General features: G+C 62.4%; 25 protein-coding genes. 13 read left to right on the forward strand and 12 right to left on the reverse strand.

What is annotated here, in order from left to right; translation table 11 throughout:
- Positions 1 to 3: 3 nt before the first annotated feature.
- Both ACSR1C_RS14525 and ACSR1C_RS14530 read left to right on the forward strand, forming a co-directional pair.
- The gene (locus ACSR1C_RS14525; RefSeq protein WP_460260094.1) at positions 4 to 1188 is read left to right on the forward strand and encodes an acyl-CoA dehydrogenase family protein; all 1185 of its coding nucleotides are present in this window, start codon (positions 4 to 6) and stop codon (positions 1186 to 1188) included.
- Between the two features lie 67 nt (positions 1189 to 1255).
- Entirely contained in the window at positions 1256 to 2479 is a 1224-nt protein-coding gene (locus tag ACSR1C_RS14530; RefSeq protein ID WP_460260095.1) for an acyl-CoA dehydrogenase family protein, read from the forward strand.
- Between the two features lie 148 nt (positions 2480 to 2627).
- Here ACSR1C_RS14530 and ACSR1C_RS14535 read toward each other — a convergent pair whose 3' ends face one another.
- The gene (locus ACSR1C_RS14535) at positions 2628 to 2954 is read right to left on the reverse strand and encodes a DoxX family protein (protein WP_460260096.1); all 327 of its coding nucleotides are present in this window, start codon (positions 2952 to 2954) and stop codon (positions 2628 to 2630) included.
- 121 nt (positions 2955 to 3075) lie between these two features.
- Positions 3076 to 3399 carry a 2Fe-2S iron-sulfur cluster-binding protein gene (locus ACSR1C_RS14540; RefSeq protein WP_460260097.1) on the reverse strand — a complete coding sequence of 108 codons (324 nt, stop codon included), beginning with the start codon at positions 3397 to 3399 and terminating at the stop codon, positions 3076 to 3078.
- A gap of 356 nt (positions 3400 to 3755) precedes the next feature.
- Here ACSR1C_RS14540 and ACSR1C_RS14545 point away from each other — a divergent pair, with 356 nt between their 5' ends.
- The gene (locus ACSR1C_RS14545) at positions 3756 to 4322 is read left to right on the forward strand and encodes a VOC family protein (RefSeq protein ID WP_460260098.1); all 567 of its coding nucleotides are present in this window, start codon (positions 3756 to 3758) and stop codon (positions 4320 to 4322) included.
- Between the two features lie 122 nt (positions 4323 to 4444).
- On the opposite strand, the gene ACSR1C_RS14550 is transcribed toward ACSR1C_RS14545, so the two are convergent.
- Complete coding sequence (locus ACSR1C_RS14550) at positions 4445 to 5125, reverse strand: CerR family C-terminal domain-containing protein (protein ID WP_460260099.1); 681 nt, start codon at positions 5123 to 5125, stop codon at positions 4445 to 4447.
- A gap of 176 nt (positions 5126 to 5301) precedes the next feature.
- Between ACSR1C_RS14550 and ACSR1C_RS14555 the strand changes: the two genes are divergently transcribed.
- From ACSR1C_RS14555 to ACSR1C_RS14565, 3 genes are read left to right on the forward strand one after another with little or no spacing between them, the layout of a single operon-like run.
- On the forward strand, positions 5302 to 6396 hold the full coding sequence (locus ACSR1C_RS14555) for an efflux RND transporter periplasmic adaptor subunit (protein WP_460260100.1): 1095 nt from the start codon (positions 5302 to 5304) through the stop codon (positions 6394 to 6396).
- Positions 6393 to 7466 carry an efflux RND transporter periplasmic adaptor subunit gene (locus ACSR1C_RS14560; protein ID WP_460260101.1) on the forward strand — a complete coding sequence of 358 codons (1074 nt, stop codon included), beginning with the start codon at positions 6393 to 6395 and terminating at the stop codon, positions 7464 to 7466. The genes ACSR1C_RS14555 and ACSR1C_RS14560 overlap by 4 nt, the downstream gene beginning before the upstream one ends.
- Positions 7463 to 10519: an efflux RND transporter permease subunit gene (locus ACSR1C_RS14565; RefSeq protein WP_460260102.1), complete on the forward strand. Its 3057-nt coding sequence runs from the start codon at positions 7463 to 7465 to the stop codon at positions 10517 to 10519. Before ACSR1C_RS14560 ends, ACSR1C_RS14565 begins: the two co-directional genes overlap by 4 nt.
- On the opposite strand, the gene ACSR1C_RS14570 is transcribed toward ACSR1C_RS14565, so the two are convergent.
- A complete protein-coding gene (locus ACSR1C_RS14570; protein WP_460260103.1) occupies positions 10504 to 11715 on the reverse strand; it encodes a multidrug effflux MFS transporter in 1212 nt (403 codons plus the stop codon). The genes ACSR1C_RS14565 and ACSR1C_RS14570 overlap by 16 nt on opposite strands.
- Complete coding sequence (locus ACSR1C_RS14575) at positions 11712 to 12194, reverse strand: MarR family winged helix-turn-helix transcriptional regulator (RefSeq protein ID WP_460260104.1); 483 nt, start codon at positions 12192 to 12194, stop codon at positions 11712 to 11714. The genes ACSR1C_RS14570 and ACSR1C_RS14575 overlap by 4 nt, the downstream gene beginning before the upstream one ends.
- A 160-nt stretch (positions 12195 to 12354) precedes the next feature.
- On the opposite strand from ACSR1C_RS14575, the gene ACSR1C_RS14580 reads away from it, so the two are divergent.
- The 3 genes from ACSR1C_RS14580 (at position 12355) to ACSR1C_RS14590 (ending at position 13809) form a co-directional block, all read left to right on the forward strand.
- Complete coding sequence (locus ACSR1C_RS14580) at positions 12355 to 12588, forward strand: type II toxin-antitoxin system CcdA family antitoxin (protein WP_460260105.1); 234 nt, start codon at positions 12355 to 12357, stop codon at positions 12586 to 12588.
- On the forward strand, positions 12588 to 12887 hold the full coding sequence (locus ACSR1C_RS14585) for a CcdB family protein (protein ID WP_460260106.1): 300 nt from the start codon (positions 12588 to 12590) through the stop codon (positions 12885 to 12887). Before ACSR1C_RS14580 ends, ACSR1C_RS14585 begins: the two co-directional genes overlap by 1 nt.
- Before the next feature lie 178 nt (positions 12888 to 13065).
- Positions 13066 to 13809, forward strand: coding sequence for an SDR family NAD(P)-dependent oxidoreductase (locus ACSR1C_RS14590; protein ID WP_460260107.1), 744 nt, complete (start codon positions 13066 to 13068; stop codon positions 13807 to 13809).
- A gap of 53 nt (positions 13810 to 13862) precedes the next feature.
- On the opposite strand, the gene ACSR1C_RS14595 is transcribed toward ACSR1C_RS14590, so the two are convergent.
- From ACSR1C_RS14595 to dctP, 7 genes are all read right to left on the reverse strand, one after another.
- Entirely contained in the window at positions 13863 to 14897 is a 1035-nt protein-coding gene (locus ACSR1C_RS14595) for a cupin domain-containing protein (protein WP_460260108.1), read from the reverse strand.
- Between the two features lie 52 nt (positions 14898 to 14949).
- Positions 14950 to 16419 carry an aldehyde dehydrogenase family protein gene (locus ACSR1C_RS14600; protein ID WP_460260109.1) on the reverse strand — a complete coding sequence of 490 codons (1470 nt, stop codon included), beginning with the start codon at positions 16417 to 16419 and terminating at the stop codon, positions 14950 to 14952.
- 96 nt (positions 16420 to 16515) lie between these two features.
- The gene (locus ACSR1C_RS14605; protein ID WP_460260110.1) at positions 16516 to 17505 is read right to left on the reverse strand and encodes a dihydrodipicolinate synthase family protein; all 990 of its coding nucleotides are present in this window, start codon (positions 17503 to 17505) and stop codon (positions 16516 to 16518) included.
- A gap of 530 nt (positions 17506 to 18035) precedes the next feature.
- On the reverse strand, positions 18036 to 18878 hold the full coding sequence (locus ACSR1C_RS14610) for a PaaX family transcriptional regulator (RefSeq protein ID WP_460260127.1): 843 nt from the start codon (positions 18876 to 18878) through the stop codon (positions 18036 to 18038).
- Between the two features lie 142 nt (positions 18879 to 19020).
- Positions 19021 to 20328 carry a TRAP transporter large permease gene (locus ACSR1C_RS14615; protein ID WP_460260111.1) on the reverse strand — a complete coding sequence of 436 codons (1308 nt, stop codon included), beginning with the start codon at positions 20326 to 20328 and terminating at the stop codon, positions 19021 to 19023.
- Positions 20328 to 20834 (reverse strand): TRAP transporter small permease, encoded by a 507-nt coding sequence (locus ACSR1C_RS14620; protein WP_460260112.1) that lies wholly within the window; start codon positions 20832 to 20834, stop codon positions 20328 to 20330. Before ACSR1C_RS14620 ends, ACSR1C_RS14615 begins: the two co-directional genes overlap by 1 nt.
- An 83-nt stretch (positions 20835 to 20917) precedes the next feature.
- The gene (gene dctP / locus ACSR1C_RS14625) at positions 20918 to 21892 is read right to left on the reverse strand and encodes a TRAP transporter substrate-binding protein DctP (protein ID WP_460260113.1); all 975 of its coding nucleotides are present in this window, start codon (positions 21890 to 21892) and stop codon (positions 20918 to 20920) included.
- A gap of 477 nt (positions 21893 to 22369) precedes the next feature.
- Here dctP and ACSR1C_RS14630 point away from each other — a divergent pair, with 477 nt between their 5' ends.
- Genes ACSR1C_RS14630 through ACSR1C_RS14645 form a run of 4 tightly spaced genes read left to right on the forward strand, consistent with a single transcriptional unit; the run spans position 22370 to position 26707 of the window.
- Positions 22370 to 23146 carry an alpha/beta fold hydrolase gene (locus tag ACSR1C_RS14630; protein WP_460260114.1) on the forward strand — a complete coding sequence of 259 codons (777 nt, stop codon included), beginning with the start codon at positions 22370 to 22372 and terminating at the stop codon, positions 23144 to 23146.
- Positions 23147 to 23203: 57 nt separating this feature from the next.
- Positions 23204 to 24010: an enoyl-CoA hydratase/isomerase family protein gene (locus ACSR1C_RS14635; RefSeq protein WP_460260115.1), complete on the forward strand. Its 807-nt coding sequence runs from the start codon at positions 23204 to 23206 to the stop codon at positions 24008 to 24010.
- Between the two features lie 2 nt (positions 24011 to 24012).
- Positions 24013 to 25191: a thiolase family protein gene (locus ACSR1C_RS14640; protein ID WP_460260116.1), complete on the forward strand. Its 1179-nt coding sequence runs from the start codon at positions 24013 to 24015 to the stop codon at positions 25189 to 25191.
- 16 nt (positions 25192 to 25207) lie between these two features.
- Positions 25208 to 26707, forward strand: a complete 1500-nt coding sequence (locus tag ACSR1C_RS14645; protein ID WP_460260117.1) for a bifunctional 3-(3-hydroxy-phenyl)propionate/3-hydroxycinnamic acid hydroxylase — start codon at positions 25208 to 25210, stop codon at positions 26705 to 26707.
- Positions 26708 to 26729 lie beyond the last annotated feature (22 nt).

Below are 26729 nucleotides of genomic sequence, written 5' to 3' on the forward strand. Positions count from 1 at the left end.
ACAATGAATGTCATGAATATGCAGCCATTCCACTCGACCAAGGGGGGGTCCCCGGTCTTGGACGCGGTCAGGGAGTTTCTTCCCGAGATTGCCGACGAGGCGGAGAACATCGAGAAGAATGGCGGCCTGTCCGCTGAGCTGAACGAAAAGCTGCGGGCAGCAGGTGCGTTTCGTATGCTGATGCCGAAAGCTAGCGGCGGCATGGAGATGGACCTCCTTCAGACCATGAATGTCGTCGAGGAGATTGCGCGCGCGGATGCGTCCGCGGCGTGGACCGCGATGGTCGCTACGGGGTTCAACGCAATTTTGCCGTTGTTCCCCGACGCAACCATCAAGGAAATTCTGACCCCGGATGGCGATGTGATGATCCGGGGCGCGCTGGCGCCGAAGGGTGTCGTGACCAAGGTCGAGGGCGGCTATCGCGTTACCGGGCAGTGGCCCCTGGGCAGCGGCAGCTACCCGTATAAATGGGTGATTGCGCACGCCATGCTGCTGGATGGCAAGGCGCCGATGATGGGCGAAAACGGTATCCCGGTCATGAAGATGGTCATCGTACCCGCCGAAGAGGCCACGTTCCTGGACACCTGGCATTCCGTCGGCCTGCAGGGCAGCGCGAGCCACGATTATGTGCTCGACGATGTCTTCGTGCCGGAAATCCGCACGGCCAGCCTGTTTGGTAAGGCGACCCTGAAAAGCGATGTCAACAACCTGTCGTTCCGCGTGATTACCGGCACCCAGCACACTGCCGTCAGCACCGGCGCCGCACTGGGCGCGCTGGCCGATCTGAACGAACTGGCGCAGACCAAGCGCCCGTCGTTCCGCCCGACCATTAGCCTGGTCGAAGACCCGGTGTTCCGCCATCGCTATGGCGAGCTTGTGACCAAGCTGGACACGTTGCGCGGCGTCGCCCGTTGGCATGCCGAGGAATACATGGAACTGGCCCGCGCCGGTGGACCCGTGGGCCCGGCCGATGAATTCCGCCACGGCAGCATGGTCGCCTATGTGTCGCAGGGCTGTGTCGAGATCATCGACGAGGTGTTCCGCCTGGCCGGGGCGTCGGCCTGCTATCGCTCTAACAGCATTCAGCGCCGGTGGCGTGATGCGCGGGTCGCGGCCCAGCACGCAGCAGCCAGCACAGACAATTATCAGGGTCTGGCTGAAGCCGAGCTCGGTGTAACCCCCGAGTAAGCCGCGCGATTGCGTCACAACGGGCAGCGCGCAACCGCTGCCCTTACAAAATTGAGGAGGAACCTTAATGTCTAGTTTGGATATAAGCGGTGCTGCCGCAAAGACGTCGACCGCGTCGATCCCGACGCCCGAGGATATGTATGCGCGTGCCGAAGCCATGGTCCCGATGCTGCGCGAGCGTGCCCGGGAAGATGCCGCCAATTGCAACGTGCGCCGCGAAACCGTCGAAGCCTATGATGAGGCCGGCTTTCAGCTGATGATGATGCCGAAGCGTTGGGGCGGCTATGAAATGTCGCCGCGCGTTGGTCTGGAAGTCGGGCGGATTCTGGCGCGGGGTGATCTTTCCGTGGCGTGGATTCACGGTATCTATTCGACCCATTCCTATCACCTGGCAATGTTCTCGAACGAGGCGCAGGAGGAAGTTTGGGGCACCAGCCCGCTTGCCCGTATCGTGTCGCCCTATGCGCCCGAAGGTCAGGCCGAGCCCGTGCCCGGCGGCGGCTACAAGTTGAGCGGCCATTGGCATTATTCCAGCGGCAGCGCCCACAGCGACTGGGCGATGATCGGCGCATTCATCATGCACGAAGATTTGCCACCGGAATATCGCGTCGTTCTGATCCCGCGTTCCGACTACACGATCAACGAAGTGTGGGACGTGACCGGGCTGGAAGCCACGGGCAGTAACGAATTGATCGTCGAAGATGTTTTCGTTCCCGAGTACCGGACGCTGCCTTGCGATGCGCTTGATGACCTGGGTCGGGCTGAACGCAACGGAAATCCGGGCTGGACCTATAAGGTTCCGTATTTCCAGATCGGGTTCCGCAGCCTGTCCACCGCGCCGCTTGGGGCACTTGAGGCACTGTGCGAGGCTGCGATGGATCTGAACAAGATGCGGCTTAGCAGCATCGGCGGAAGCGCCAAGAAAGATCCTGATGCGCAGTTGGCGATCGCAGCCGCGGTAAGCGGTGCGGACGAGATCCGGGCCGTCATGAGCCGTAATCTGGACGTGATGGAGCGCCTTGCGCAGGAGGGGGGTGTGCCGACGGTCGAAGAGCGTCTGCGCTATCGCTATCAGTCGTCCTATGCGGCGCAGCGGGTTTTCGAACTGGCGACGAAAGTGTTCCAGACGGTCGGGTCGCGCTCGATCCTGGCGGAATATCCGTTTGACATGATCTATCGTAATATCATCGCGGCTCGTGCGCATTTCGCAAATAACGATGCCGAGTTCGGCCGGGCCTATGGGGCGGTTTTGTTGGGGGCTAAGCTGCCGCCGATGGATATCCGCCTCTGATCCCGGACTGCGGGTAAGCGAATGAAACCGCGCGGACGCCCAAAGGGTTCGCGCGGTTTTTTGTGCGGCGGGGCCAGAAGGGTGGATACAAAAAAGCACCCGGAAAAGCCGGGTGCTTTTTAGGCTGACGGGGTGGCGGTGACGTGATCTAGAGGTTGACGCCGATATAGATCACGGTGGCCAGAAACAGCAGGCAGGGCGCCAGCGGCTTCCATTCCTTGTTGATGACAAGAGAGACCGAGGCCGCAGCCAAAACCGCACCCAGAAGCAAAACGCCGGCCAGACGGGTGGCGGGAATAACGACCAGCACCGCGCCGACAAGCTCCAGCACGCCGGTGACAATATGCCAGTAGGGCGGATACCCCATCTTGGTAAAGCTTTGCCGGACGGTTTCCGTTCCGCTGAGATTATGAATGCCGGCACCGACGCAGATAACTGCGATCAACCAACTTGCGATTTCCGGGGCAGAACCCATGACGACCTCCTTTATTTTATAATATACGATATTATCGCCAAATAATAAACGGACTGCGCACAGGTCCGGCAACAGGGTCTGTGGCTGTTCTCTGTGGGGGCTGTCGCGGGGGCGGGTGTCGTTACCGCTGACTTTCGGGCAGGCGAAGGACGATCCCGTCGATTCCATCCGTCACCGCGATCTGGCAGGACAGGCGCGAATTTTCTTGCCGGGGCGACTTTGCGAAATCAAGCATCGCCTCTTCCATTGCCTCGGGTTTGCCAACCTTTTCCATCCATTCGGGGTCGACATAGCAATGGCAGGTCGCACAGGCGAGTGTCCCGCCACATTCACCGACAATGCCGGGGACCGAGTGCTTGATCGCCGCTTCCATGACCGATTGATCGGGTTCGGCGTCGATCGTGTGTTCCTGTCCGCTATGCTCGATGTAGGTAATCTTGGTCATGCTGGGTCTTTTCTCGGTAGCTTGGATATATTTAGCGCAGTCATCGCAGACTATATCCTATATTGCAACGCCAATGTTGCGCGCGCCGCCGCCGCCCGGGCCGGGTTTGATGCGCTCCGGGTGACAGTGGAAGCGGTGGATTTCTTAAGAATTGCCGGCTCTTTGATCAGTATATGTGGGGGTGGATGGCTGTATCGCAATAATCGGCCTATTGCATCATCAATGCTGTTGCAAAACATTGAATTCGGATTTTTAATATCCTATACAATCGGTCAGGTGCATTAAGACGCTTTGGGGACTCAAGGATGGGGTTCCTTATATGCGCCCTTGCGAACAAGTTAAACGGAGGAGGAAACATGCCTGGAATTACCGAACGGTCGACCAAAGAGCCGGTGCTCAAGGTTAAACAGCTGAACCATGGAACGCTCGGCTGCACGGACCTCGCGAAAACGCGGCGTTTTTACGAAGAAGTTCTGGGCCTTGACGTGGTTCAGGGCAGCCCGGTGTCGATGATGGTGCGGCGCGGCAACGATTTCACCTATGCTGTTGTCGAGACGCCCGCCCATACGGGTGGGATGGGTCTGCTTGGTCACAACGGATTTGAGGTCGAGACCTTTGAAGAAGTCGAAGAAGCACATGCGGCGATCATGGCGGTCAAGGACGAATGGGGCCTGAAGGTTATGCCGACCCGGACGGTTCATGGCTCGCACACCTTCTACTTCGAGGATTTCGACGGGAACTGGTGGGAAGTCGTGTCTGCCGGCAAAGGCGGCTATATCGAAGCCTTCCATGACGAGAGCTTCGATATTACCGGGCGGCACGAGCTGGATGACTGGACCGAACATTTCATCAAGACCAAAGAGCTCAAGCATACGCAGGAACCCAAGGATCGTGCCGAAGTGATCGAGCGCTGCGGCCTGTAATCCGCGCCTCATGCAGTCGGGGTTTCTGCACTCGACTGATCTGAGATATAGGATAGTCACCCGCCGGTTCATAAACCGGCGGGTGTTTTCATCGGCTCGGTCGAGCTGCGCGCGATCCGGCGTCAGGTTTGCCGGGGCTCTGCCAGAGGCAGCCGGAATTCCCCGAATGCCAGCCGGTGGATGGACGCCCGCAGCTCTTCCAGCCTGTCCTGGCTGACCTCATCCCATCCAAGGATCGCTTTGGCCAGGTTCCGCTGGCTGCGAAAGCCGATATACAGGGTCATCACCGTGGCAATCTGAATGCGCAGCCCATCATCATCGGGGTCGCAGTTCCGGGCGTTCGCGACGGTCAGGGTCAGCCCCTGCACAAGGTGGCCGATGGCAGTGTCATAGATAATTCGGAAGGCTTCATCCGCCTCCTTTTCGCAGCGCGAAAAAAACTGCATCCAGGCCGCCGGTTCCTGATCCGACATCAAAAGTTGAAACGTCCGGTCCAGGGCCAGATCGATGCGCTGTACCGGGTCGGGTTCGGATGTGTCGAGCAGGCCGGTAATGATCGGGTCAAGCTTGGTACGGATATGGGTGGCGATCGCCTGGGCGGCTGCGATGTAGAGTTCGCGCTTGCCGCCGAAGTGATACGAGACGGCGGCCAGGCTGACGCCGCTTTGCTTTGCCAGGCCGCGGATACTGGCGCCGTCATAGCCGATCGTACCGAACACCTCGATCGCGGCGGTGATCAGCCGGGCGCGGGTGGCGGCGCTGCGGGCCGCATGGCCGTTTTTCTCATGGAACCGATCGGTCATGTTTGTGTTGTTTCAGAACACCGCAGCGTTTTCAACAGAATTTGGAACGGTCGTTTTTATTTTGGTTGACAGTCTTAATTTGGCATTGATACGACGCAGTGTAAGAAAGACCCGGCTGGGGCAGGGGTTCTGTGTTGCCGGCATCGGCAGGCGCATGACGAGTAGGAACGAGAGCGTTGAACAGACCCGTATTTCTTGCGTGCCTGATGGGGATCGGCTTGGCCGTTGCCGCGCCGGTATCGGTGGCCTTTGGACAGGCGACGAAAACCGCCCAAACCGGCGACGTTGTTTCCGTTGAATTGCTGCGCGCCCATTTCGCCCCGGCGGTTCTGGAACTTGCCTTGACCGGCGAGGTGGAGCCGCAGGAAACCGCGCGGCTTTCGTTTCGCGACGGTGGTCGCATCCTGTCTGTCGATATGGATATCGGCGACCGGGTCGCCCGTGGGCAGGAACTGGCGCGGATCGATCCGACCCAGGCCCGCGAAAAACTGCGCGAGGCCGAGGCGGCACAGGAAGCCGCCACCGCCGACCTGACTCGTGCGCAGCATGAATATGACCGCCAGAGTTCGCTGTTTCAGCGTGGGGTGACGACGCAGGCCGCGCTGGATACCGCGACCGAGGATCTGCGCACCAGCGAGGCCGACGTTCAGCAAGCCGAAGCCGAGATCGAACAGGCCCGCATCGCCGTCGAGGAAACCGTGCTGCGCGCACCCTTCGCGGGCCAGGTCACCTTGCGGGTGGCAGAGCCGGGCAATATCGCGGGGCCTGCCTCGCCAGTGTTGGAACTGGCGTCCGAGGATGGTCTGGACGCGGTGTTTTCGGTGCCTGACGCGTTTCTTACGGAATCCGTGGCCGATCGGGTGATCGAACTGTATCTGCTGGATCAGCCGGACATGCGCATGACCGGGACGATCCGGGAAATCTCGCCGATCCTCGACCCGCAGACCGGCAGCGTCACGGTGCGAACCGCGATCACCAACCCGCCGCGTGAAGTGGGGTATGGGGCAACTGTCGTGGGCACGGTGAACTATACCGCCAAACCCGCCTTCGAGTTGCCCTGGACCGCGCTCAGCGCCACGGCCCAGGGGCCAGCGATCTGGGTCGTCAACGAGGCGGACATGACCGTCACCCTGCGCCCGGTCACGGTGTCCCGCTATGCCACCGGGCGGATTTACCTGTCCGCCGGGCCGGAAGAGGGGGACCTGATCGTGGGGGACGGGTCGCACAAGCTGTTTCCCGGCCTTCGGGTCCAACCGATAAAGGCTGAATGATGCGTCTGATAGCCCTGTTTTCCGTTCTGGCCCTGTTGTCGACATGCGGCGAGGAAAAGCCCGAGGCACCGCTTGCCCCCCGGCCGGTCGTGTCCGAGATCATCCGCGCCAATCCGGTCGAGGCGCGCGATTTCACCGGGGTCGTTGCCGCCGGAACCGAGGTCGATCTTGGTTTTCAGGCCACCGGGCATATCACCAGCCAGCCCGCCTCGGTCGGGGATCTGGTGACGGAAAACGATGAACTTGCCAATCTCGACCCAGACGATCTTGAAACCACGCGGCGGGCGGCGGCGGCGGGCGTGACGGCGGCGCAGGCGCGGCTGGTCTCTGCGGGAAATGCGGCGGCGCGGGTGCGCGAGCTGGTGTCGCGCGGGGTTGCGTCCGATGCGCGGTTGGAAGAGGCGAACCGCGCCCTGACCTCGGCCAGGGCCGAGGTGGAGCGCGCCAGGGCCGCGCTGATCCGGGCCGAGGATGCGCGCGGGTTTGCCTCTTTGATAGCTCCGATGGATGGGGTCATCACCAAGGTTTACGCCGATATCGGCACTGTGGTTTCGGCGGGCGAGCCGGTGCTGCGCCTGGCCGGAATAGACGTGCGCGAAGCGGTGATCGACCTGCCCGAGGCGGCGATCGACGCGCTTGGCCCCGATGCCGAATTCGACGTGCGGCTGCGCACGCTGCCGTCGGTTCGCGCGTTGGCGCGGGTGGACGGGATCGATCCGGTGGCCGATACCTCGACCCGGACGCGGCGGGTGCATCTGACGCTGACGGATCCGCCCGAAGGGATGCGCCTGGGCGCGCTTGTACTGGTCCAGCTCACGGGCGGGGGGCAACCGATGGTAACGGTCGACAAGACCGCGGTCTTCACGCGTGACGGTACGCCGCATGTCTGGCGTGTGCAGCGCAGCGGCGACGACAGCGCCACGGTCGAGCCCGTCGCGATTCAGACCGAAAGCATGAATAATGGCCGGTTGCGGGTCTTGTCAGGCCTCAAAGTGGGCGACGAGGTCGTGGTCAAGGGCGTCAACAGTCTTGAAGCGGGGCAGGCCGTCGGCCGTCGGGCGATACAATGAAGCAATTCAATCTTTCCGACTGGGCGCTGCGGCACCGGTCCTTCGTATGGTTCCTGATGATCCTGTCGCTGATTGCGGGCGCGGTCACCTATCTGAACCTCGGGCGCGAGGAAGACCCGAATTTCTCGATCAAGACGATGATCATTTCCGCGGCGCTGCCCGGTGCCGATATCAACGAGACGCTCAATCAGGTCACGGACCGGATCGAAAAGAAGCTTGAGGAACTGGACGAGATCGACGCCACCCGTTCGGTCACCATGCCGGGCGAGACCGTCGTTTATGTCGATCTGCTGCCGACCACCCCGGCGGGCGAGATCCCGCGCATCTGGCAGCGGGTGCGCAACATGATGGGTGACATCGAGGCCGACTTTCCCGCCGAGTTCGCCGGGTTTCAGTTCAATGACAGCTTCGGCGACGTGTTCGGCAATATCTATGCCTTCACCGCCGACGGCTTTTCCCCGCGCGAGCTGCGCGATTATGTCGAGGCCGTGCGCACAGAGGTGCAGGCCCTGCCCGATGCCGGCAAGGCCACGCTGATCGGCACCCGTGACGAGGTGATCTTTCTTGAATTCTCGGCCCGGCGCATCGCGGCACTTGGGCTGGATCAGCGGCAGGTGCTGGCGACGCTGTCGGATCAGAACGCAATCGTTCCCTCGGGTGTGATCAATGCCGGTGACGAACGCGTTCTGGTGCGGGTGGGCGGCCAGTTTTCGGATGCGGACAGTCTGGCGGCGGTCAACCTGCGGGTTGGCGACCGGTTCTTCAATCTGGGCGATGTCGCCGAAATCCGGCGCGGATATCAGAACCCGCCCCACGATTTGTTCCGCTATAACGGGCAAGAGGCCATCGCCCTGGCCATCGGGATGCGGGACGGCGGGAATATCCTGGATTTCGGCAAGGATCTTGACGAGTTGATGCGCAGGGTCGAGGCGCGGCTGCCGGTCGGGGTTGGTCTGTATCATGTGGCCGACCAGCCGCATGTGGTGGAATATGCGGTCGGGCATTTCGTTCAGGCGCTGGTCGAGGCGATCGTGATCGTTCTTGCCGTGACCTTCGTCAGTCTGGGCCTGCGCGCGGGCTTTGTGGTGACGCTGACGATTCCGCTGGTGCTGGCGATCACCTTCGTGATCCTCGATTATTACGGCATCACGTTGCAGCGTATTTCGCTCGGGGCGCTGATCATCGCGCTTGGGCTGCTGGTGGACGATGCGATGATTGCGATCGAGACGATGATTTCGCGGCTCGAACTGGGCGAATCGCTGACCAAGGCGGCGTCCTATGCCTGGACCTCGATCGCTTTTCCGATGCTGTCGGGCACGCTGGTCACCGTTGTCGGCTTCATCCCCATCGGGCTGAACAGCTCTGCCGCCGGGGAATACACCTTTTCGCTGTTCGTGGTGATCGCCGTGTCGCTGCTGGTGTCGTGGGTCGTGGCCGTCCTGTTTGCGCCGCTGCTGGGCGTGACCTTTCTGTCAAAAAAGCTGGCTCATCATGACGGCACCCCCGGCAGGCTGCGCCGGATGTTTCATGTCCTGCTGCGCGCCGCGATGCGCTTTCGCTATCCCACGGTGCTGCTGACGGTCGCTGTTTTCGGGCTGTCGGTCTGGGGGCTGAGTTTTATCCAGATACAGTTCTTTCCCAGCTCCGACCGCAGCGAGCTGGTCGTCGATGTCACGCTGCGCCAGAACGCGACGATTGACGAAACCCGCCGCCAGATGGACCGGCTGGAGGCGCATTTCGCAGATGACGACGATATCGATTACTGGACCTCTTATGTCGGGCAGGGCGCGCCGCGCTTCCTGCTGACTTTCGAGGGACCGACGCCCGCGCCCTATGTCGGACAGATCGTTCTGAAAACCGGGTCGGTCGAGGCGCGTGATCGGGTCAAGGCGCGGATCGAGGCGCTGGCCAACACCGAGTTTGCCGGCGTCGACATTCTGGCCAAGCTCTTGGAGCTGGGGCCGCCGGTGGGCAAGCCGGTGCAATACCGGATTTCCGGGGCCGATACCGGCATTCTGCGCGACCGGGCGCGCGATCTTGCCGCGATGCTGTCCACTGACCCGCGCCTGACCGCGATCACCCTGGACTGGAGCGAGCCCGCGCGCGTTCTGCGTCTGGATATCAATCAGGACAAGGCCCGGCAGCTTGGCGTGTCGGTCGAGGATATCGCCCTGTCGCTGAACGCGATCTTCAACGGCCAGACCATCACCCAGCTGCGCGACGAAACCTATCTGGTGGATATTGTCGTGCGCGGTCGTGACGAAGACCGCCAGATGGTGGAGTCACTGAACAATCTGCAGCTTGCCTCGGCGTCGGGGGTGATCATTCCACTGGCCAGTCTGGCGACGATGCACCCGGAAATCGAACAGCCCGTGATCCGGCAGCGCAACCGGCTGCCGACCATCACCATCAAGGCCGCGATCGCAACCGACGATCAGCCCGCCACGATTGTCGGGGGGCTCAAGGCCGCGGTTGCCGAGTTTTCCGACGCATTGCCGGTCGGATATTTCATTGAAACCGGCGGTGCGGTCGAGGAAAGCGGCGATTCCCAGGGGCCGATCTGGGATGTGGTGCCACTGATGGTGGTGGGTATGCTGATGCTGGTCATGATTCAGATGCAAAGTTTCCGGTTGAGCCTGGTGGTGCTGAGTGCCGCCCCGCTGGGGCTGATCGGCGTGGTGGTGGCGCTGGTCCTGTCGGGGGCGCCGCTGGGCTTTGTGGCGATCCTGGGCGTGCTGGCCCTGATCGGGATCCTGGTTCGCAACTCGATCATTCTGGTGAACGAGGTGGAAGAGTTGCGCAAGAAAGGCCGCGACCGCTGGAACGCGGTGTTCGAGGCCAGTGACAGCCGCGCCCGCCCGATCTTGCTGACCGCCGCGGCGGCCAGTCTGGCGCTGATCCCGATTTCGCGGCAGGTGTTCTGGGGTCCGATGGCCTATGCGATGATGGGCGGCATCATCGCCGGTACGCTGGTCACGCTGCTGTTCATCCCGTCGCTTTACCTGCTGGTGTTCCGGGTGCGGGGGCCTGAACCGGATCAGGCGGAAGAATAGGCCGCGTCCCGGCGAAAGATTCCGTAACAAAGCGATGCCAGAAGTGCCATTGCCGGAATCAGGGTTGCCATCGCCATGCTGGTATCCCCGAACAGCGCGCCGACCGTACCCACGACAAGGCCGGTGCCCAGTTGCATGAACCCCATCATCGCCGCCGCCGCGCCGGCATTGGTGGGAAAGGGGGCTAGGGCCGCGGTGGTCATGACCGGCATCACGAAGGAGATGCCGAAGGAATAGAGGCTGACGGGCAGCATCACCCGAAGAAAGCTTGGCTCCCATATCAGCAGCATGGCGTTTCCGCATCCACCCAGCAGCAAGAAGCCCAACCCGACCCTGACAAGCGTGTCGCCGCTGAACCGGGGCATCAGCGGGCGCATCGACAGAGAGCCCACAAAGAATGCGCCCGAATGCATCAGCATCCCGACACCGAACTGCGTCGGGGTCAGCCCGACCTCGTCCATCAGGATGAAAGGCAGGAAGGTGGTTTGCGCGTAAAGCGCGCCAATGGCCCCGGCCACCACGAAGGTCGCGCTCAGGAACTGCCGATGCGTCAGAAGCTGGCCGTAGGACCGCAACAGTTGCAGCGGCTTCAGGCGCTTGCGGTCGGGAATGACGGTTTCGCGCAGCGTGAGCGAGCTGATCAACAGGACGGCCCCGCCCAGAAACAGCATCAGCACGAAAATGGACCGCCAGCCGAACAGCGCCAACATCGCACCGCCCACCGTCGGGGCGAATGCGGGACCGACCGCCAGGATGATGCCGATCAGGTTCATGATCCGTGAGGATTGAGCGCCTTTGAACAGATCCCGAATGATGGCGCGCGAAATCGCGATGCCTGCCGAGGCCCCCACGCCCTGCACGAAACGCGCGGCGATCAGGGCCTCGATGCTTGGCGCGAACAGGGCCATCACGGTCGCTGCGCAGAAAATGCCGATGAAGGTGAACACGACCGGGCGGCGGCCAATCGCATCCGACAATGGCCCGGCCACAAGCTGCGCCGTCGCGAACCCGCCGAAATAGAAGGTCAGCGTCAGCTTTACCATCGATTCGGTCGTGTGGAAGGCCTGCGTGATCTCGCTCATCGCGGGCAGGTAGAGCGTCATCGCCAGCGGGCCCATGGCAACCAGCAGCGCGCCGATCAGGCTGACCTGACGCTCGCTCATGATCGGGATCGGAACGGCGGTTGTGACAGTCATGGCTGTTTGGGCTTTCCGATGGCGGGGCAGGCATCCCGGTTGCGCAGGTCCAGAAGGTTGTGGCGCGCGGTTTCGGCGATCGTGTTGAAAGTTTGCCAGTCGGCATCGGACACCGCGCCGCGCGCGGCCTGGCGGGTGGCCCCGCCGATGACATCCAGCGCGGCCAGCATGGGCTTGGCGGCCTCTGTCAGATCAACCAGTTTCGCGCGCCGGTCCGCCGGGTCAGGCTGGCGGCGGATCAGGCCCGCGGTTTCCAGACGGTCGATGAATTCTGTCGCGCTCATTCGGGCGATGCCAAGCTTGGCGGCAAGGGCCTGCTGCTGCATCGGGCCATAGCGGCGTAGCGCGGCCAGAATGCGCGCTTCGGCCGGTGTGATGCCAAGCCCGGCTTCGCCCACGCCGCGCTCGATCTCGGCGCGGAACAGCCGTACCAGATCGAACAGGACATAGATCAGGTTGTCAAATTTCGGGGGTTCCATGCCGGCCTTGATGACGTGCGGTATAACCTTAACATAAGGCTACCTTACAAAATGTCAAAGCCTTGTTCCACCGGCATGGGCGCGTCAAATATGCGTGTATAGCATGCGCATATTTGACGCGCATGACGGATGTGTGTATTCTGTGTTCAAGGAGATCGCCATGCAAAACGCCCAGCCCAGAAAATCCACAAATCTGTCCTTGGACAGCGGTTTGCTGTCCGAAGCCAGGGCGCTGAAGGTCAACCTGTCGCGCGCGGCAGAGGATGGGATTCGCGCGGCGGTTCTGCGCTCGCGCAGCGAACGGTGGAAAGCGGACAACCGCGCCGCGCTCGACAGCTCCAACACCTTCGTTGAACAGCGGGGTTTGCCGCTTTCGGGTCTGCGGCAATTCTGATGGCGAAATACGATGTCTATGCGTTCGACAAGGGCGACGGTCTGCTGCTGGATGTGCAGGCGGGACTGCTGGATCATCTGAATACCCGCGTTGTCGTGCCGCTGTTGCCCCGGCATCTTGCGCCGGATCCGGCCAGCCGCCTGAACCCGGTCTTCGAGATCGACGGCACGGCCTATGTCATGGTCACACAGTTTCTGTCCGCCGTGCATATTGGCGAATTGCGCCAGCCGGTGACCAGTCTGGAACCGGATTTCGCGGAAATAACCACCGCGCTGGACATGTTGTTTCAGGGGTACTGAGAACAGAGTTCGGATATATAAGTTAACATAAGATTGATTATACGCTTTTAGGCGGGTCTGCGCGGACGTTGCTATCGGCCAATTGTTTCTCAGATCCGCTGTTCGCCGGCTGGACCGTTGTCAGACCAAGGCGTCCCCGCCACCCTGCCCGCATCCAGTGTCTGGAAAGGGTATCAAAATGAAGCGATTCGAGGATAAAACCGTTATCGTGACCGGTGCGGGGTCCGGGATCGGCCGCGCCACCGCGCTTGCTTTCGCGGCAGAGGGCGCGCGGCTTGTTGCCACTGATGTCAACCCTAGCGGTCTTGATGCCCTTTCGGGCGCGGTTGGTGCGGCGCGGGTTGAAACGGTCGTGGGCGATATCACCCTAGAAGAGACCGCGCAGAACATCATGGCCGCCACGGACGGGCGCGTGGATGTTCTGGCGAATGTCGCGGGGATCATGGACGGGTTCCTGCCCGTGGGCGAGGTTGACGACGCCACATGGAGCAAGGTCTTTGCGGTCAACCTGACCGGGCCGATGCGGCTGATGCGTGCCGTTCTGCCGGTGATGGCGGCGGCGGGCAAGGGTGTGATCGTGAATGTCGCTTCTGAGGCGGGGCTGCGTGGTTCGGCCGCCGGGGCCGCCTATACCGCCTCCAAACATGCGCTGATCGGGCTGACCAAGAACACGGCTTATTTGTATGCGCCGCAGGGCATCCGCGTGAATGCGGTCGCGCCGGGGCCGGTCGATACCGGCATGGATGCACCAATGAAATCGCAACTGGCGGCGGAACGTGTTGGCGCGCTGATGGAGTTGATCCTGCCGCCGAGCGCGCGGCCTGAAACCTTGGCGTCGAATATCCTGTGGCTGGCAAGCGACGACGCCGAAAACATCAACGGTATCGTGCTGGCGTCAGATGGCGGCTGGTCCGCGATCTGATACCTGTGGCTGTCATGGCGGGTCGCCCCGCCATGACGATGATTTGCAGGACCTCAGCCCTCAGTGGTTTCCGACAGCAGGCCCAGCCGCTTGAACACGTCGCGATTGCTGACCGTGAAAAAGCGCGCCTTGTCGGTTTTCGCGCTGTGGCTGGCCAGGCTGCCGGCCGGGATGGTGAAGACCGCGTTCTTTGCCCAGGCGATCGTCTTGCCGCCGATCTCGCTCTCGCCTTCGCCTTCGGTCACCACGCAGACGGTGCTGGCCGAACTGCGGAACGGCTGTGTGGTCCTGCCGCCTTCGATCTGCACTATCGCGCAGTCCAGCATCGACATTACCGGTTCGCCGGTCAGCGGGTTGACATAGCGCACGCGGCGCAGCCCGTCGGGGCCGGCCGGTGTGGCCTCTAGCGCCTTGACGGCATTTGCGGCGCGATAGCGGAACAGCGGCGAATGGGGCCGCGTGCTCAACTCCAGATCGGGCAGCATACCGGGCGCTGCGAAGACTTCGTCGTCAACCTGCGCGGGGATATTGCTTGCCGGTCCCGGCTGGAACTTGCTGGTGCCCAGAAACTGGTGCAGCGCCACATCCAGCACATCGATCCAAAGCGTCGGCTTCGTCCCGGTGTTCTCATGCTCGTGCCAGCACCAGCCGGGCGTCAGGATCAGATCGCCCGGTTCCATCTCGCAGCGTTTGCCATCTACGATGGTCGCGCCTGTGCCATCGCCCTCGACGACGAAGCGGATCGCGTTCATCGAATGGCGGTGCGCCCGTGCCCGCTCGCCGGGCAGGATCATCTGCAAGCTGCAGGTGATCGCGCCGGTGATGGCCTCGTCCATTTCGGATTTCGCATCCGGCCTGACGAACATCAGGGCGCGGCGCATGACCGCCTCCGGGTCGGTGATTTCGGCGGCCCGCTCCATGATGGGACGGGTCAGGTCCCAGGGCCAGACATGCGCCTGATCGGGTTCGTCGGTCAGGGCATTCGGGCTTTCCCACAAGGGTACGATATGTGCTGCCTGCAGGTCTTTCTTGAGCTCTGGTTGCATCGTGCCCGTCGCCGTTTCCATTTGGTCCGTCTTGACGTTCATAACGATTTCCTCCTGATCAAATATTGTGCCTGTATTTCACAAAGGCATGCGCTTACGACCGTTTGAGCGACGGCGCCTTGAGCATGATGTTGATCGTTTTCGCCTCGGTGTAGGACAGCAGATCCTCAAGACCCTCTTCGCGGCCTACGCCGGAATTACCCACGCCGCCGAAGTTCACCCCGATGAAATGCGCGGAATAGCCGTTGATCCAGTGATAGCCGGATTTCACCCGCTTGGACGTTGTCAGCGCGTTGTTGATGTCGTTGGTCCAGATCGCGGCGGTCAGGCCGAATTCGGTCGCGTTGGCGATCTCGACCGCCTCGTCGATCTCGGACCATTTCAGCACCGACAGGATCGGGCCGAACACCTCTTCCTGGGCGATGCGCATGTCCTTGGTCACGCCGCTGAACACGGTCGGTTCGATCCAGTAGCCCTTTTCGAACATCGCGCCCTCGGGCCGCTTGCCGCCGGTTTCCAGCTTGGCGCCGTCGGCCTTGGCGATCTCGACATAATCCTGCACCTTCTTCCATTGCCCGGCCGAGTTGATCGGCCCCATGTCGGTGTCATCCAGCAGCGGATCGCCCAGGCGCAGGTTCTTGACGATCGTGACCACCCGTTCCAGCACCGCGTCATAGATGTCGGCATGGACCATCAACCGGCTCATCGAGCCGCAGGACTGCCCCTGCCAGGTGAAGTTCATGGCATTCACCGCAGCCTGCGCCACCTCGTCGATATCCACGTCGGGGAAAACGATCATCGGGTTCTTGCCGCCCAGTTCCAGCGTCACGTTCTTGACGCAGGTTTCGGCGGCGGCGCGCTGAATCGCCAGACCCGTCGGGACCGAGCCGATGAAGGCCAGGCGCTTGACCTTGGGGTGACGCGAAATGGCGTCGCCCACCACACGGCCGTCGCCGGTCACGATGTTGAACACGCCTGCCGGGAACACGTCCTTGGCGATTTCGGCCAGGATCAGGGTCGACAGCGGGCTGGTTTCGGCCGGCTTCACGACCACGGTGTTGCCGGCGACCAGTGCCGGTGCGGTGCGCGAGACGGCGAACATGACGGGGTGGTTGAAGGGCAGGATCTTGCCCACCACGCCGTAAGGTTCACGCACGGAAAAATGCAGGTTCCCGGGCGTTGCGGGCACGGATTCGCCCTTCATCTCCAGCCCCAGGCCAATGTAGTATTTCAGGCTTTTGATCGCCCAGTTCACATCGCCCCGCATCGGCGTGATCGTGTTGCCGGTGTCCAGCACCTCGACCTCCAACAGTTCGTCGGCGCGCTCGGCGATCCGGTCGGCGAAGGTCATCAGGATTGCGGAACGTTCATCGACGGTCATCGCGGCCCAAGCCGGAAACGCGGCGTCGGCTGCGGCAACGGCGCGGTCCACATCCTCTTTGGTGGCAGCGGGCGAGCGGCCGATCACCTCTTCATTCGCCGGGTTGACCGACAGGTCCCATTTCCCGTCCGAGCTGCCCACCAAAGCGCCGCCAATCAGCATAAGGTCTTGTTTGATCTTCATGTCTTTCTCTCCTCCACGGCTGCCATGCGTTCTGCCGGTCAGCCTGTCCGATCATTGTATGGCCCGGGCCGGCGCGTCCGGCCCGGGATGGCCGCCTCAGGCGGTCAGAAGCTCGGGGCTTTGCGCGTATTCTTCCTGCACTTCCCGCATCCGGCGCCCAGCCTCGATTCCGGCGGCGACGAATTCCTCGGGGGCATCGACATAGGGCGGGCGTGCGGGGCCCGGATCGATCAGGCCCGCGCCCTTGAACCGGCCATGGCCGATCTGGATGCTGTAGGGCATGAATTTGGCCAGATCGCCCTCGGGGAACTGCGCCGACGCAGCCCAGGACAGGCGTTCGGCGATGGTCTTGGCCCGGGTCCAGTCGCGCTTTTCGATGGCCAGCGCCAGCGCACCGATCGGCGCCGGGCAGCAAGCCACGTTGCCGGACCAGGATGCCGTGACCCGGTCGGGGAACTGCTGCGCGGGTTCAATCCAGGCGGTGTCGATCGGCAGAATACGCATCTTGTCGCCCACGGCCGCCACATCGCCGGCCAAGGCCGGGCCGCCGGTGTGTTTGGTGCAGACAAGCTCGGGGATGTTGGCCAGCGCACGGTAGACATCGGTCGACATCTTGCCTTTGAACGCCATCGGGTTGTCATAGGCGATCAGCGGCACGCCTTCGAACGCCTCGGCCAGATCGCGGTAATATTGCACGATGCCCGCGTCATCCAGCGGCAGCCACATCGGCCGGCCCAGGAACAGCCCATCCACATCGGGGAACTTGTCCAGAATGGCCCGGCCACGGGCGACGGTTTCGCGCGTGTTCAGGGTGGTGACCCCGATGAACAATGGTTTTCGCTTCTGGTTGGTCTGGACGATGACATCGACGAAATCCAGAACCTCCTCCTCCAGCAACGAGGAGCATTCGCCGAAGGTGCCGGTGGTCATCAGGATGTTGATGCCGGGAACCTGAACCGCCTGGATCATCTTCGCGGTTTCGGCGCGGTTGATGGTACTGGTGCTGGTCCATTTATCCGCATCGGGCGTGGCCGGTGTCGGCACGATCCCGACAACGCCATTGATATCAGCGGGTACGATCTTCATGGGGTCATCTCCTTGTCACGAATTGCGTGTGGGGTGCGGCATTCCGCTTGTGCGGCGCCGCAGTTGTCGGGGTGCTGGAGGCCGGGAGCGGCAGCCCGGATCGCGCGATCATCAGCATGCCGGAGACGACAAGCACCGCGCCCGTCATCGCATCCGTTCCGTATCCATGGGCCGGCCCGCGCGGTTGGGCGCCGGTCTGTTCGTGGTGTGATTGTCGCATTCCTCCCCGACGCTGGGACCGCGCCCACCCCCGCCCTGACCAGGGCGATGGGGGGCCTCAGGCCATGCCAACGCACCCTCGATTATTGTGTTGCCCTCCCGGCGGCCAATAAAGCTTAGGTAGCGAAGAGTATATGCGGCCCTCTTGCCCTGTCAATAAAGGAATTCAAATCCTATATAATGTAAAGGGTAAGGTGTGTCGGGCTGCAAAGTTTCAGGCAAATTTTACGCGAGCCCGGCTTCAATCGGCGCGTTCGGTGAATTTTTGTCGATATTTCAATAATTAAGCTGAGAAAATCGCAAATTTCAGCTTAAAGGGCCATGGTCACTGCATGGCCGCGAAAATATTGGGCGGCCCGATGATATAGGATTTTCTGAAGCTCCAGGAAAATCTCGATAGCCTCCCTTCGCTGCCATTCGACGCCCAGAACCTCGTCGGGGATCTGCGGATCCAGGGTGGTCAACAGCCGGAACATCTCGATCATTCGGGTGCGAAGAACGAAGACCTCGCTGTCTTGCAATGCCTCATGAGCGCCTGGCGACATATAGGGCCCGAACTCTTCGACGAAGACGTCGTACATCTGTTTCAGGTCGTCGATCTTCCACGCCTGGCGGATCAGCGGATCCAGATCGGCGTTTTCGCCCAGATCACCGACAAAGATCAGAACGTATTTGTCCAGGCCCAGCCGTGCGGCCAGCGCCGCCACGTCCTTGCGGGTATTGCCGGGGCAGATCCAGGTGCCATCCTGCAACGAGCCATAGGCCCGCAGGCTCAACCAGCGCCCGAACCGCCCGCGCTGAAGCCGCTGCTCTTCGGGGATCGTGTACCAGACCAGGGTCCACTGGCCGGTCCAGTCAAGATCGACCACCGGCGAAAAGGTGCGCCGCCGGCCCTCTTCGTGGATAAGCTCCAGGCGCGGGGTGATCGAATAGAAGACGAGCCGCCCCTCTTTTTCGGGCGCCAGCAACCCGCGCGCGATGACCCGGTTCAGGGCAACGCGTGACGCCGGAGCCATGAATCCCAGATCGCCCAGCAGATGGACCAGCCCGCCGGACCAGGCCCGCTCCTTCAGCCCGACATACTCGCCAAACAGACCGAGGATCACCTCCTGTGGCTGCAGATTGCCAAATCGTTCCAGGGGTCCCTGTGTCATCCGTTTCAAGACTGTGCCGTCCTCATTGTTTGTCTGTGGGCCCGGCGCGCGGATACAAGGGCCGGAACGCCGGACGCCGCCCGGGTTCAGACGGTTATAAACACCCGAACCCGGACGGCGAACCCTTTCGGCTCTTTGAGGATCAGAAAATGCTTGTCAATCCCGGAAACAGGACAAGCAGCAACACCATAAGGACGGTGCACAGCAGATAGGGCAGCACCGCCAGACTGACTTGCGGCAATGTCGCCCCTGCTGGCGCGACGCCCAGCATGACGAACAGACACAGGCCGAAGGGCGGTGTCGCCAGTCCGATTTCAAGTGCGATCAGGTTCAGAATGCCGAACCAGACCGGATCGAACCCCAGCGACAGCGCCAGCGGAAAGAAGATCGGCACCGTCAGCATCATGATCGAGACCGACTCCATCAACATGCCCAGAAACAGCAGCGTCAGGAACATGATCGCCAGGATCGTGTAGGGCGAAACCTGCAAGGAGGTGGCCCAGCTGATCACTCCATAAGACGCCCCCGACAGCGCCAGCAATTCGCTGAACGAGGTCGACCCGAGGATGACCAGAAACACCATCCCGCTGACCCGCGCCGCGCCGGTCAGGGATTTGGCGACGGCCTGCCATGTCAGCGCCCGGAACAGTACGGCCACGATCAGCACCCCCAGAACGCCAAAGGCGGCGGATTCGGTCGGCGTGGTGATGCCCAGCACGATCAACCCGATCACCATGAACACCACAATGCCCATCGGCAGCAGATCGGTGACGATCAGCCGGATCTTTTCGCCCCAGAGCGCGCGCGCGGTCACATATTGCGGCGCGGCGTCGGGATCCAGCCGGACCGACACGAACACCACCAGCGCGAACAGCGCGGCCAGCATGACGCCCGGCACCACGCCCGCGATCAGCAGATCGCCGATGTCGATCCGCGCCAGGCTGCCCAGCAGCACCGCCAGCGCAGAGGGCGGGATCAGGATCGCCAGCCCGCCGGTGGCGATGATCGGCCCCATCGACACATGGGGTTTGTAGCCGCGCCGCTGCATCTCGGGCAGAAGCGATGACCCCAGCATCGCGGTATTCGCCATGCTTGATCCCGACAGCGCCCCGAACAGCGCCCCGCCGCTGATCACCAGATAGGACAGTCGCCCCCGGACATTGCCCAGCAGTTTGTCGAATACGTCAAAGACGCGGCTGGCGATGCCGGTGTGAAAGAACAGCTCGCCCATCAGAATGAACAGCGGCACCGCGACCAGCGTGAAATGGGTGATCGAACTGGTCATGTTGGCGACAAGCTGTTTCAGTCCCACATCGCCGCCGATCAGAAAGACCAGCCCGACCACATCGGCCAGCAGAAACGCAAAGGGCACCGGCACCGACAGCGCCATCAGGAACACCACGGTGCCCAACAGCAGCGCCCCGGCCATATACCATTCCATGCCGCCCATCACATGCCGTCCTGTTCCGCGATCCCGAGGGTCGAAAAATCCCGCAAGATCAGCAGCCGGGCGAATTCAAGCGTGCAGAACCCGAACCCGGTGACAAGAAAGGCGAACGGCACCCAGCGCGGGATCGCGACCGCGCGGATGTCCATTTCGCCCCGGCCCAGGGCCTCCAGCCCCATTTTCGCGGCGTAATAGGTGACGGTGGCGCACAGGCACATCGACAGCACTATTACCAGCGCGGTCAGCGCGCGTGCGGCCCCCGCGGGCAGGGCCCGCAGCAGTGCATCCACCACGATATGGCTGTGGCTGCGCACCAGCACCGGCGCCGCCATGACCGCAAGGAACAGCATCGCATATTCCAGCAGCGTGCTAGTGGCCGCAGGCGGCTGGAACCCCACCGTCCGCAGTATGACGTCATAGATCGTCGCAAGCGCCGTGAAGGCGACCGTGGCCGCCGCGATGAACAGAAAATCGCGCGTGATCAGCGCGTCGTAAAGCCGTAAAAGCACCGGATCCTCCCTGACTGCCGATGAAAGGGCCGGTTGCATCCGCCTGGTGGGACGCAACCGGCCAGATCGGGATGGTTCGCGCCTTATTCTTTATAGAACGCGGCGCGCAGCGCGTCGTAATGCTCGGGCGAGCGGGTCTTGAGCCGGGTCCAGATCGTCTCGTAGGCGAGGTTCACATAATTGTCCCGGCGGGCACCCTCCAGCACCAGAAACTCCGCGCCGGCGGCTTGCAGAAGTTCGCCTTCGGCTTGGGCCACCTCTTTGAAGGTCCGGCCGGTCTCCTCCTCATGCTCGATCGCGGCCTGGTTGATGATCGCCTTGGCGGCGTCCGGCAGGGCATCCCACTTGTCGGCGTTCATGATCACCAGCACGTCCAGTTGCCAGACCGGCGGCGAGATGCGGTATTTGATGAATTCGGATACGCCGGTGTCGGCAAAGTTGATCCCGGGCGAGCCAAGCCCCTGCACCATGCCACGCTCGAAGGCCGAGAACGTGTCCGGCATGGAGATCATGACATTGGTTGCGCCAAGCGCTTCGAACCACTCCTTGTAGGCCGAGGCCGAGCGCAGTTTGAGCCCGTGCAGGTCAAGCTGATCGTCGGTGAATTTCGGCTCTTCGCTCAGATAGATGTGAAAGCCGATACCGCCGCTTTGCCAAGCCACGAAATGGGCGTTCAGCTTTTCGCGCCAGATGCCTTCCAGAACGTCGATGGCGCCATTCGCGCGGGCCTCGGCGGGGGTGATGTTCGACGCGAACAGCGCATCGCCCTCGGGCACGACGCCGTTGTAATAGGACGCCGATCCCATTTGCATGTCGAACAGCCCGTTGCGCAGCGCGGTATCCTGCTGCGCGGGCGGGATGACCTCGGGGCCGCCGATCAACTGGATTTGCACGACCCCCTCGCCCACCGCGTTCACCCGTTCGATGAATTTCTGGAATTGCTTGGTCAGTTCGAACGACGTCGGCCATGCGGCGACCGCGCGCAGCGTGACCTCTTCGGCAAGGGCGCCGCCGCACATGGCAACGGACATGACCGCCGATAACAATAGCTTTTTCATGATATTTTGACCTCCCTGGTATTGCGCGGCGCAGGTGCGCGCCGCGTCTTTCAGATACCCGCACGGGCTCCGGTTCCTCCAACCGCCTGTGTGGGTCGTTCTCCCTGTCAGTAAATACTTAGTGAGCTAACATTTATATGCTGATCAAAAATGCCGGGCCCTGTCCAGAAAAATACGTGAATCCGTGCTGGAAGTTTCATGAACAAAGGGCTTCGGCACGAGAATCCACAACGCTGCGGGAATTTACGCGCCACGCCACGCCCGGTTCGATTCGCGCCGCATCCTCCCCTGCGCTTGAACGACCTGGTCCGACTTTGCAGAAAAGACGATACATCGAACAGGATTCATATCAGAAAAGTGAAGTGTATAACAAATGGCGGCATCAATTGTTGTCATGTCGCCATGTTGACGTGATATATAAAACCTGTTTATTTGCCTCCGACGCCCGCAGCCGGGCATGACCAAAGGGGGGCCGACATGACAACCGATACCGGACGGGTGCGTTTCGAGACGTCGCGCGGCATTCAGTTTGAGCGTCGCGGCGCAGGCCGGACCGTCATCCTGCTGCATGGCTGGTGCCTGAACCGGCGCCTGTGGACCTATACCGAGGAAGAGCTGATCGGCGGCTATGACGTGATCACCCCCGACCTGCCGGGTTTCGGCATGTCCGCCGGGCTGGCCGGCCCCTATACGTTCGATCGCTACGCCGCCGAAATCGTGACGATGCTGGAAGAGCTGGACCTGAAAGATGTGGTGCTGGTCGGGTTCGCTTTTGGCGCCGCCGTGGCGCTGGCCGCCGCCGCCAGGGACAACGCGCGGATCGCCGCGATCGTTTCGGTCGCGATCCCCAGCGCCTCTGCCTCGCCCTATGAAAAGATGCCGCGCGCGATGCGCCGCGACTGGCCGAATTTCGCCCGCAAATCCGCCGAGGCGCTGTTCCACAAAGATCACAGCGAGGCCGAGATCGGCTGGCTGGAGCGGCTGTTCGGCGGGGCCGCCCTGCCGGTTGCGATCGAAACCGTGAATGCGCTGGCCGGGCTGGAGCCCGAGCCGCTGGCCGCCGCCGCCAAGGTCAGGCAATTCTATATCCACGCCGATCAGGATCTGGTCGCGCCGGTCGCCCTAGGCGAAGCCTGCGTTGCCGCCGCCGAAGATGCCAGCATCGAGGTCATCAAGGATTGCGGCCACCTGATCGTGCTGGATGACAAGGCGTCGTTCCATGCCTGTCTGAACGCGTTTCTGGACACTCTGTAAGCGCGGGCTGCCGGGGCTGACCGGCCCTTCCCGCGGGATATGAAAAAGGATTCACCGATGTCGTCAGATCAGAACATTCTGGAAATCAAACCCGGTGCGGGCTTCCAGACCTGGTACATGAATTTTGCCCCGGCCAACGCGCTGCACCCCGATTTCCTGAAGGCGATGGACGGTGCGCTGACCGCCGCGATCGAAGACCCGGATGTATCCGTCGTGGTGCTGACCAGCGGGCTGAAACTGTTTTCCGCCGGGGGTGATGCCGCCTGGATGAAGGAAATCGTCGAGGCCCGTGGCAAGCAAGGACTGGTCGAGGAATTCAACGCCACGATGGACACGTTCCGTGCGCTGTGCATCCGTATGCGCAAGGCGCCGATCCTGTTCGTGGCCGCCCTGAACGGTCACACCCTGGCCGGCGGGCTGGAGCTGGCCGCGGCCTGCGATCTGCGCTTTGCCTCCAGTTTCGAGCGGATCCTGATTGGTGTGCCGGAAATGGACCTGTTCGGCGCGGTGCCCTCGGGTGGTGGCGGCGGGCAGTTTCTGGCCCGCATCCTGGGTCCGGCGAAGGCGCTGGAATTCATCCTTGAGGCCAAGCCGATCTCGCCGCAGGCCGCATTGCAGTTCGGTCTGGTCGAGCGGCTGTACGAATCCGGCGAGCTGATCGAAAAGACCGAGGAATTCGCGGCGTCGGTCGCCGCGAAGGCCGGGCGCACCGGTGTCTTTGCGGCGAAACGGCAAATCCTCGGCGGGGTCGAGATGTCCTTTGACGATGCGATGATGCTGGACCGCGCCGTGCATTGGGACAACATGCGGCGCGGCAAGTTCGTGCCGGGCATCGACGATTTCATCGCGCAGTTCGGGGGCTGAGGATGACCCGGTCCGATCTTGCCATCATCGGCGCGGGGATGACGCGGTTCGCGAAATTCCCCGACCGGTCGCTGAAATCCCTGGGTCGCGAGGCGATCAAGGCCGCGATCAAGGATGCGGGCATCGAGCCGGGCGAGATCGACATGGCCTTTGTCGGCAATTCGATGTCGGGCACGATCACCGGCCAGACCGCCGTGGTGGGCCAGACCATCCTGCGCGACATGGGGTTTGCCGGCATTCCGGTGTTCAACATCGACAATGCCTGTGCCAGCTCGTCAAGTGCGTTCAATCTGGCGGTGCAGGCGATCCGCGCGGGGGCCGCGGAAACGGTTCTGGTGGTCGGCGTCGAAAAGCTGGTCGTGACCGAGGACAAGACCCGCGCCTATGCCGCGCTGAACGGTGCCGCTGATCCCGAATTCGTGGCGGCCAGCGGCATCGATGTGGGGCGGCAGTCGGTTTTTGTCGCCGCCGTCTATCCTGAGCGCCTGAAAAACTATGCCGACCGCTATGGGCTGGAGGCCGAGACGCTGGCCAAAATCGCGGTCAAGAACCGCCAGAACGCGGGGCTGAACCCGGTCGCGCAGTTCACCGATCCGATCACGGTTGCGGATGTGCTGGCGTCACGCCAGATCGTCGGGCCGGTGACGATGCTGATGTGCGCGCCGATCGGGGATGGCGCATCGGTGGTGATCGTGACCCGGGCCGACAAGATCCGCAAGGACCAACGCCCGGTCAAGGTTCTGGCCTCGGCCATCGGCATGGGTGTCTCGCCGGGCGGCGAAACCTCCATCGGAATGACGGCGAAACGCGCCTATGCGCAGGCCGGGATCGGGCCACAGGATATCGACGTGGCCGAGATGCACGATTCAATCTCGTTCAACGAGCTGCTGGCCTATGAAGAGGTCGGATTTTGCGCGCCCGGTCAGGGTCGCAGCCTTGTGGACGAAGGCGCGACCGCGCTTGGCGGGCGGATCCCGGTCAACCCCAGCGGCGGGCTGGAATCGCGCGGCCACCCGGTGGCGGCGACCGGTCTGGCCCAGCTTATCGAACTCACGACCCAGCTTCGGGCAGAGGCCGGGGCGCGTCAGGTCAATGGTGCGCGGATCGCGCTCGCGGAAAACGCGGGTGGATTTGCAAAGGATGATACCGCGGCGATCGCGATCACCATCCTTGGTGTTTAACACGGGAGGAAGACCCATGGATTATGATGTTGCGGTTATTGGCTTCGGGCCGGTCGGTGCGTGCTTTACGGGGCTGATCGCCAATCACGGTCTTCGTGTCGTCGTGATCGAGAAGGAAGAGCAGGTCTTCCCCCTGCCCCGCGCGGCCCATACCGACCACACCGGCCTGCGGGCGGTGCAGGAGGTCGGCTGCCTCGACGACGTGCTGGTCGATATGGTGCGCAACAAGCGGCTCGATCTGCTGAACGCCGATCTTGACGTTCTGGTTCGTGTTCCGGCCGATCAACCCAGCGTTTCGGGCCTGCCGACCAGCATCTATTTCTATCAGCCCGATTTCGACACCGCGCTGCGCAATACGGCCGGGGCGCACCCGAATGTGGATGTGAAACTTGGCGTGGAAATGACCGCGCTCACCGATCAGGGCGACGGGGTTGTGCTGACCGCGCGTGCCAAGGACGGCACCCAAGAAACCATTCGCGCCAAGTGGGTGGTCGGCTGCGACGGTGCCTGGAGCCCGGTGCGCGAAGCGGTGGGGATCAAGTTGCACAGCCTCAACTTTGACGAACAGTGGCTGGTGGTCGATCTGGTGCTGGAAAAGGCGCAGCCGCAACTGCGGATGGATCATGCGCTCGAGATTTGCGATCCCGCGCGTCCCTATCTGTCGACACCGATTTCCGCCACCCGGCACCGGTTCGAGCTGATGCTGCTGCCCGGCGAGGATCGCGACAATATCGACAAGGACAAGGTGGTGGGCGAGCGGCTCAGAACCTGGTTCCCGGATGGCGGTTACAGGATCGAGCGGTCGGCGGTCTATACGTTCCACGGCGTCGTGGCCGAAGCCTGGCGCAAAGGCCGGGTGCTGATTGCCGGTGACGCGGCGCACCAGACCCCCCCGTTCCTGGGTCAGGGGATGGTTGCGGGCTTCCGCGATGCGTCCAACCTGGCGTGGAAGCTGGCAGATGTGGTGCAGGGCAAAGCCCCCGAAAGCCTGCTTGACACTTATGAAAGCGAGCGCAGCCCGCACGCCACCAAGGTGATCGAGGCCGCGATCCGCATCGGCAAGGTGATCTGCGAGCTGGACCCCGAAAAGGCGGCCAAACGTGACGCGCTGCTGCTGGCCAACGATCCGACCACGCATAAGTCGCTGGTCTTTACCATTCCGCCGCTCGACACGGGGCCGCTGGTTCTGGACGGTGGCGGCCGGTTGTTCATCCAGCCCCAGGTCGATGGCAAGATGTTCGACGATATCGTCGGGTCGCGCTTTTTGGTGCTGGCCCGAACGCCGGCGGCGCTTGGCAGCACCGCCGGCTGGTGGCGCGACGTGATGGATGCGCGGGTCGCGCTGGTGTCGGAATTCGACACGCCGGACTTTGACAGATGGTTCGACCGCAAGGGCGCGGATGTCGTGGTTGTGCGCCCCGACCGCTATGTGTTGGGCGCCGGGGATAATCTGGACAAGATCACCGAGGCCGCCATGGATAAGATAAGCGCCCCGGCCCCGGCTGCGGCTTCCTGATCCGGCCGCATCGCACCCCCCC

The organism is Actibacterium sp. D185-2 (genome assembly GCF_054954595.1).

Bases quoted from the DNA above. Each gene is read 5' to 3' on its own strand.
- ACSR1C_RS14525 (WP_460260094.1), top strand. From the start codon at position 4: ATGAATGTCATGAATATGCAGCCATTCCACTCGACCAAGGGGGGGTCC.
- ACSR1C_RS14530 (WP_460260095.1), top strand. From the start codon at position 1,256: ATGTCTAGTTTGGATATAAGCGGTGCTGCCGCAAAGACGTCGACCGCG.
- ACSR1C_RS14535 (WP_460260096.1), bottom strand. From the start codon at position 2,954: ATGGGTTCTGCCCCGGAAATCGCAAGTTGGTTGATCGCAGTTATCTGC.
- ACSR1C_RS14540 (WP_460260097.1), bottom strand. From the start codon at position 3,399: ATGACCAAGATTACCTACATCGAGCATAGCGGACAGGAACACACGATC.
- ACSR1C_RS14545 (WP_460260098.1), top strand. From the start codon at position 3,756: ATGCCTGGAATTACCGAACGGTCGACCAAAGAGCCGGTGCTCAAGGTT.
- ACSR1C_RS14550 (WP_460260099.1), bottom strand. From the start codon at position 5,125: ATGACCGATCGGTTCCATGAGAAAAACGGCCATGCGGCCCGCAGCGCC.
- ACSR1C_RS14560 (WP_460260101.1), top strand. From the start codon at position 6,393: ATGATGCGTCTGATAGCCCTGTTTTCCGTTCTGGCCCTGTTGTCGACA.
- ACSR1C_RS14565 (WP_460260102.1), top strand. From the start codon at position 7,463: ATGAAGCAATTCAATCTTTCCGACTGGGCGCTGCGGCACCGGTCCTTC.
- ACSR1C_RS14570 (WP_460260103.1), bottom strand. From the start codon at position 11,715: ATGACTGTCACAACCGCCGTTCCGATCCCGATCATGAGCGAGCGTCAG.
- ACSR1C_RS14575 (WP_460260104.1), bottom strand. From the start codon at position 12,194: ATGGAACCCCCGAAATTTGACAACCTGATCTATGTCCTGTTCGATCTG.
- ACSR1C_RS14580 (WP_460260105.1), top strand. From the start codon at position 12,355: ATGCAAAACGCCCAGCCCAGAAAATCCACAAATCTGTCCTTGGACAGC.
- ACSR1C_RS14585 (WP_460260106.1), top strand. From the start codon at position 12,588: ATGGCGAAATACGATGTCTATGCGTTCGACAAGGGCGACGGTCTGCTG.
- ACSR1C_RS14590 (WP_460260107.1), top strand. From the start codon at position 13,066: ATGAAGCGATTCGAGGATAAAACCGTTATCGTGACCGGTGCGGGGTCC.
- ACSR1C_RS14595 (WP_460260108.1), bottom strand. From the start codon at position 14,897: ATGAACGTCAAGACGGACCAAATGGAAACGGCGACGGGCACGATGCAA.
- ACSR1C_RS14600 (WP_460260109.1), bottom strand. From the start codon at position 16,419: ATGAAGATCAAACAAGACCTTATGCTGATTGGCGGCGCTTTGGTGGGC.
- ACSR1C_RS14605 (WP_460260110.1), bottom strand. From the start codon at position 17,505: ATGAAGATCGTACCCGCTGATATCAATGGCGTTGTCGGGATCGTGCCG.
- ACSR1C_RS14610 (WP_460260127.1), bottom strand. From the start codon at position 18,878: ATGACACAGGGACCCCTGGAACGATTTGGCAATCTGCAGCCACAGGAG.
- ACSR1C_RS14615 (WP_460260111.1), bottom strand. From the start codon at position 20,328: ATGGGCGGCATGGAATGGTATATGGCCGGGGCGCTGCTGTTGGGCACC.
- dctP (WP_460260113.1), bottom strand. From the start codon at position 21,892: ATGAAAAAGCTATTGTTATCGGCGGTCATGTCCGTTGCCATGTGCGGC.
- ACSR1C_RS14630 (WP_460260114.1), top strand. From the start codon at position 22,370: ATGACAACCGATACCGGACGGGTGCGTTTCGAGACGTCGCGCGGCATT.
- ACSR1C_RS14635 (WP_460260115.1), top strand. From the start codon at position 23,204: ATGTCGTCAGATCAGAACATTCTGGAAATCAAACCCGGTGCGGGCTTC.
- ACSR1C_RS14640 (WP_460260116.1), top strand. From the start codon at position 24,013: ATGACCCGGTCCGATCTTGCCATCATCGGCGCGGGGATGACGCGGTTC.
- ACSR1C_RS14645 (WP_460260117.1), top strand. From the start codon at position 25,208: ATGGATTATGATGTTGCGGTTATTGGCTTCGGGCCGGTCGGTGCGTGC.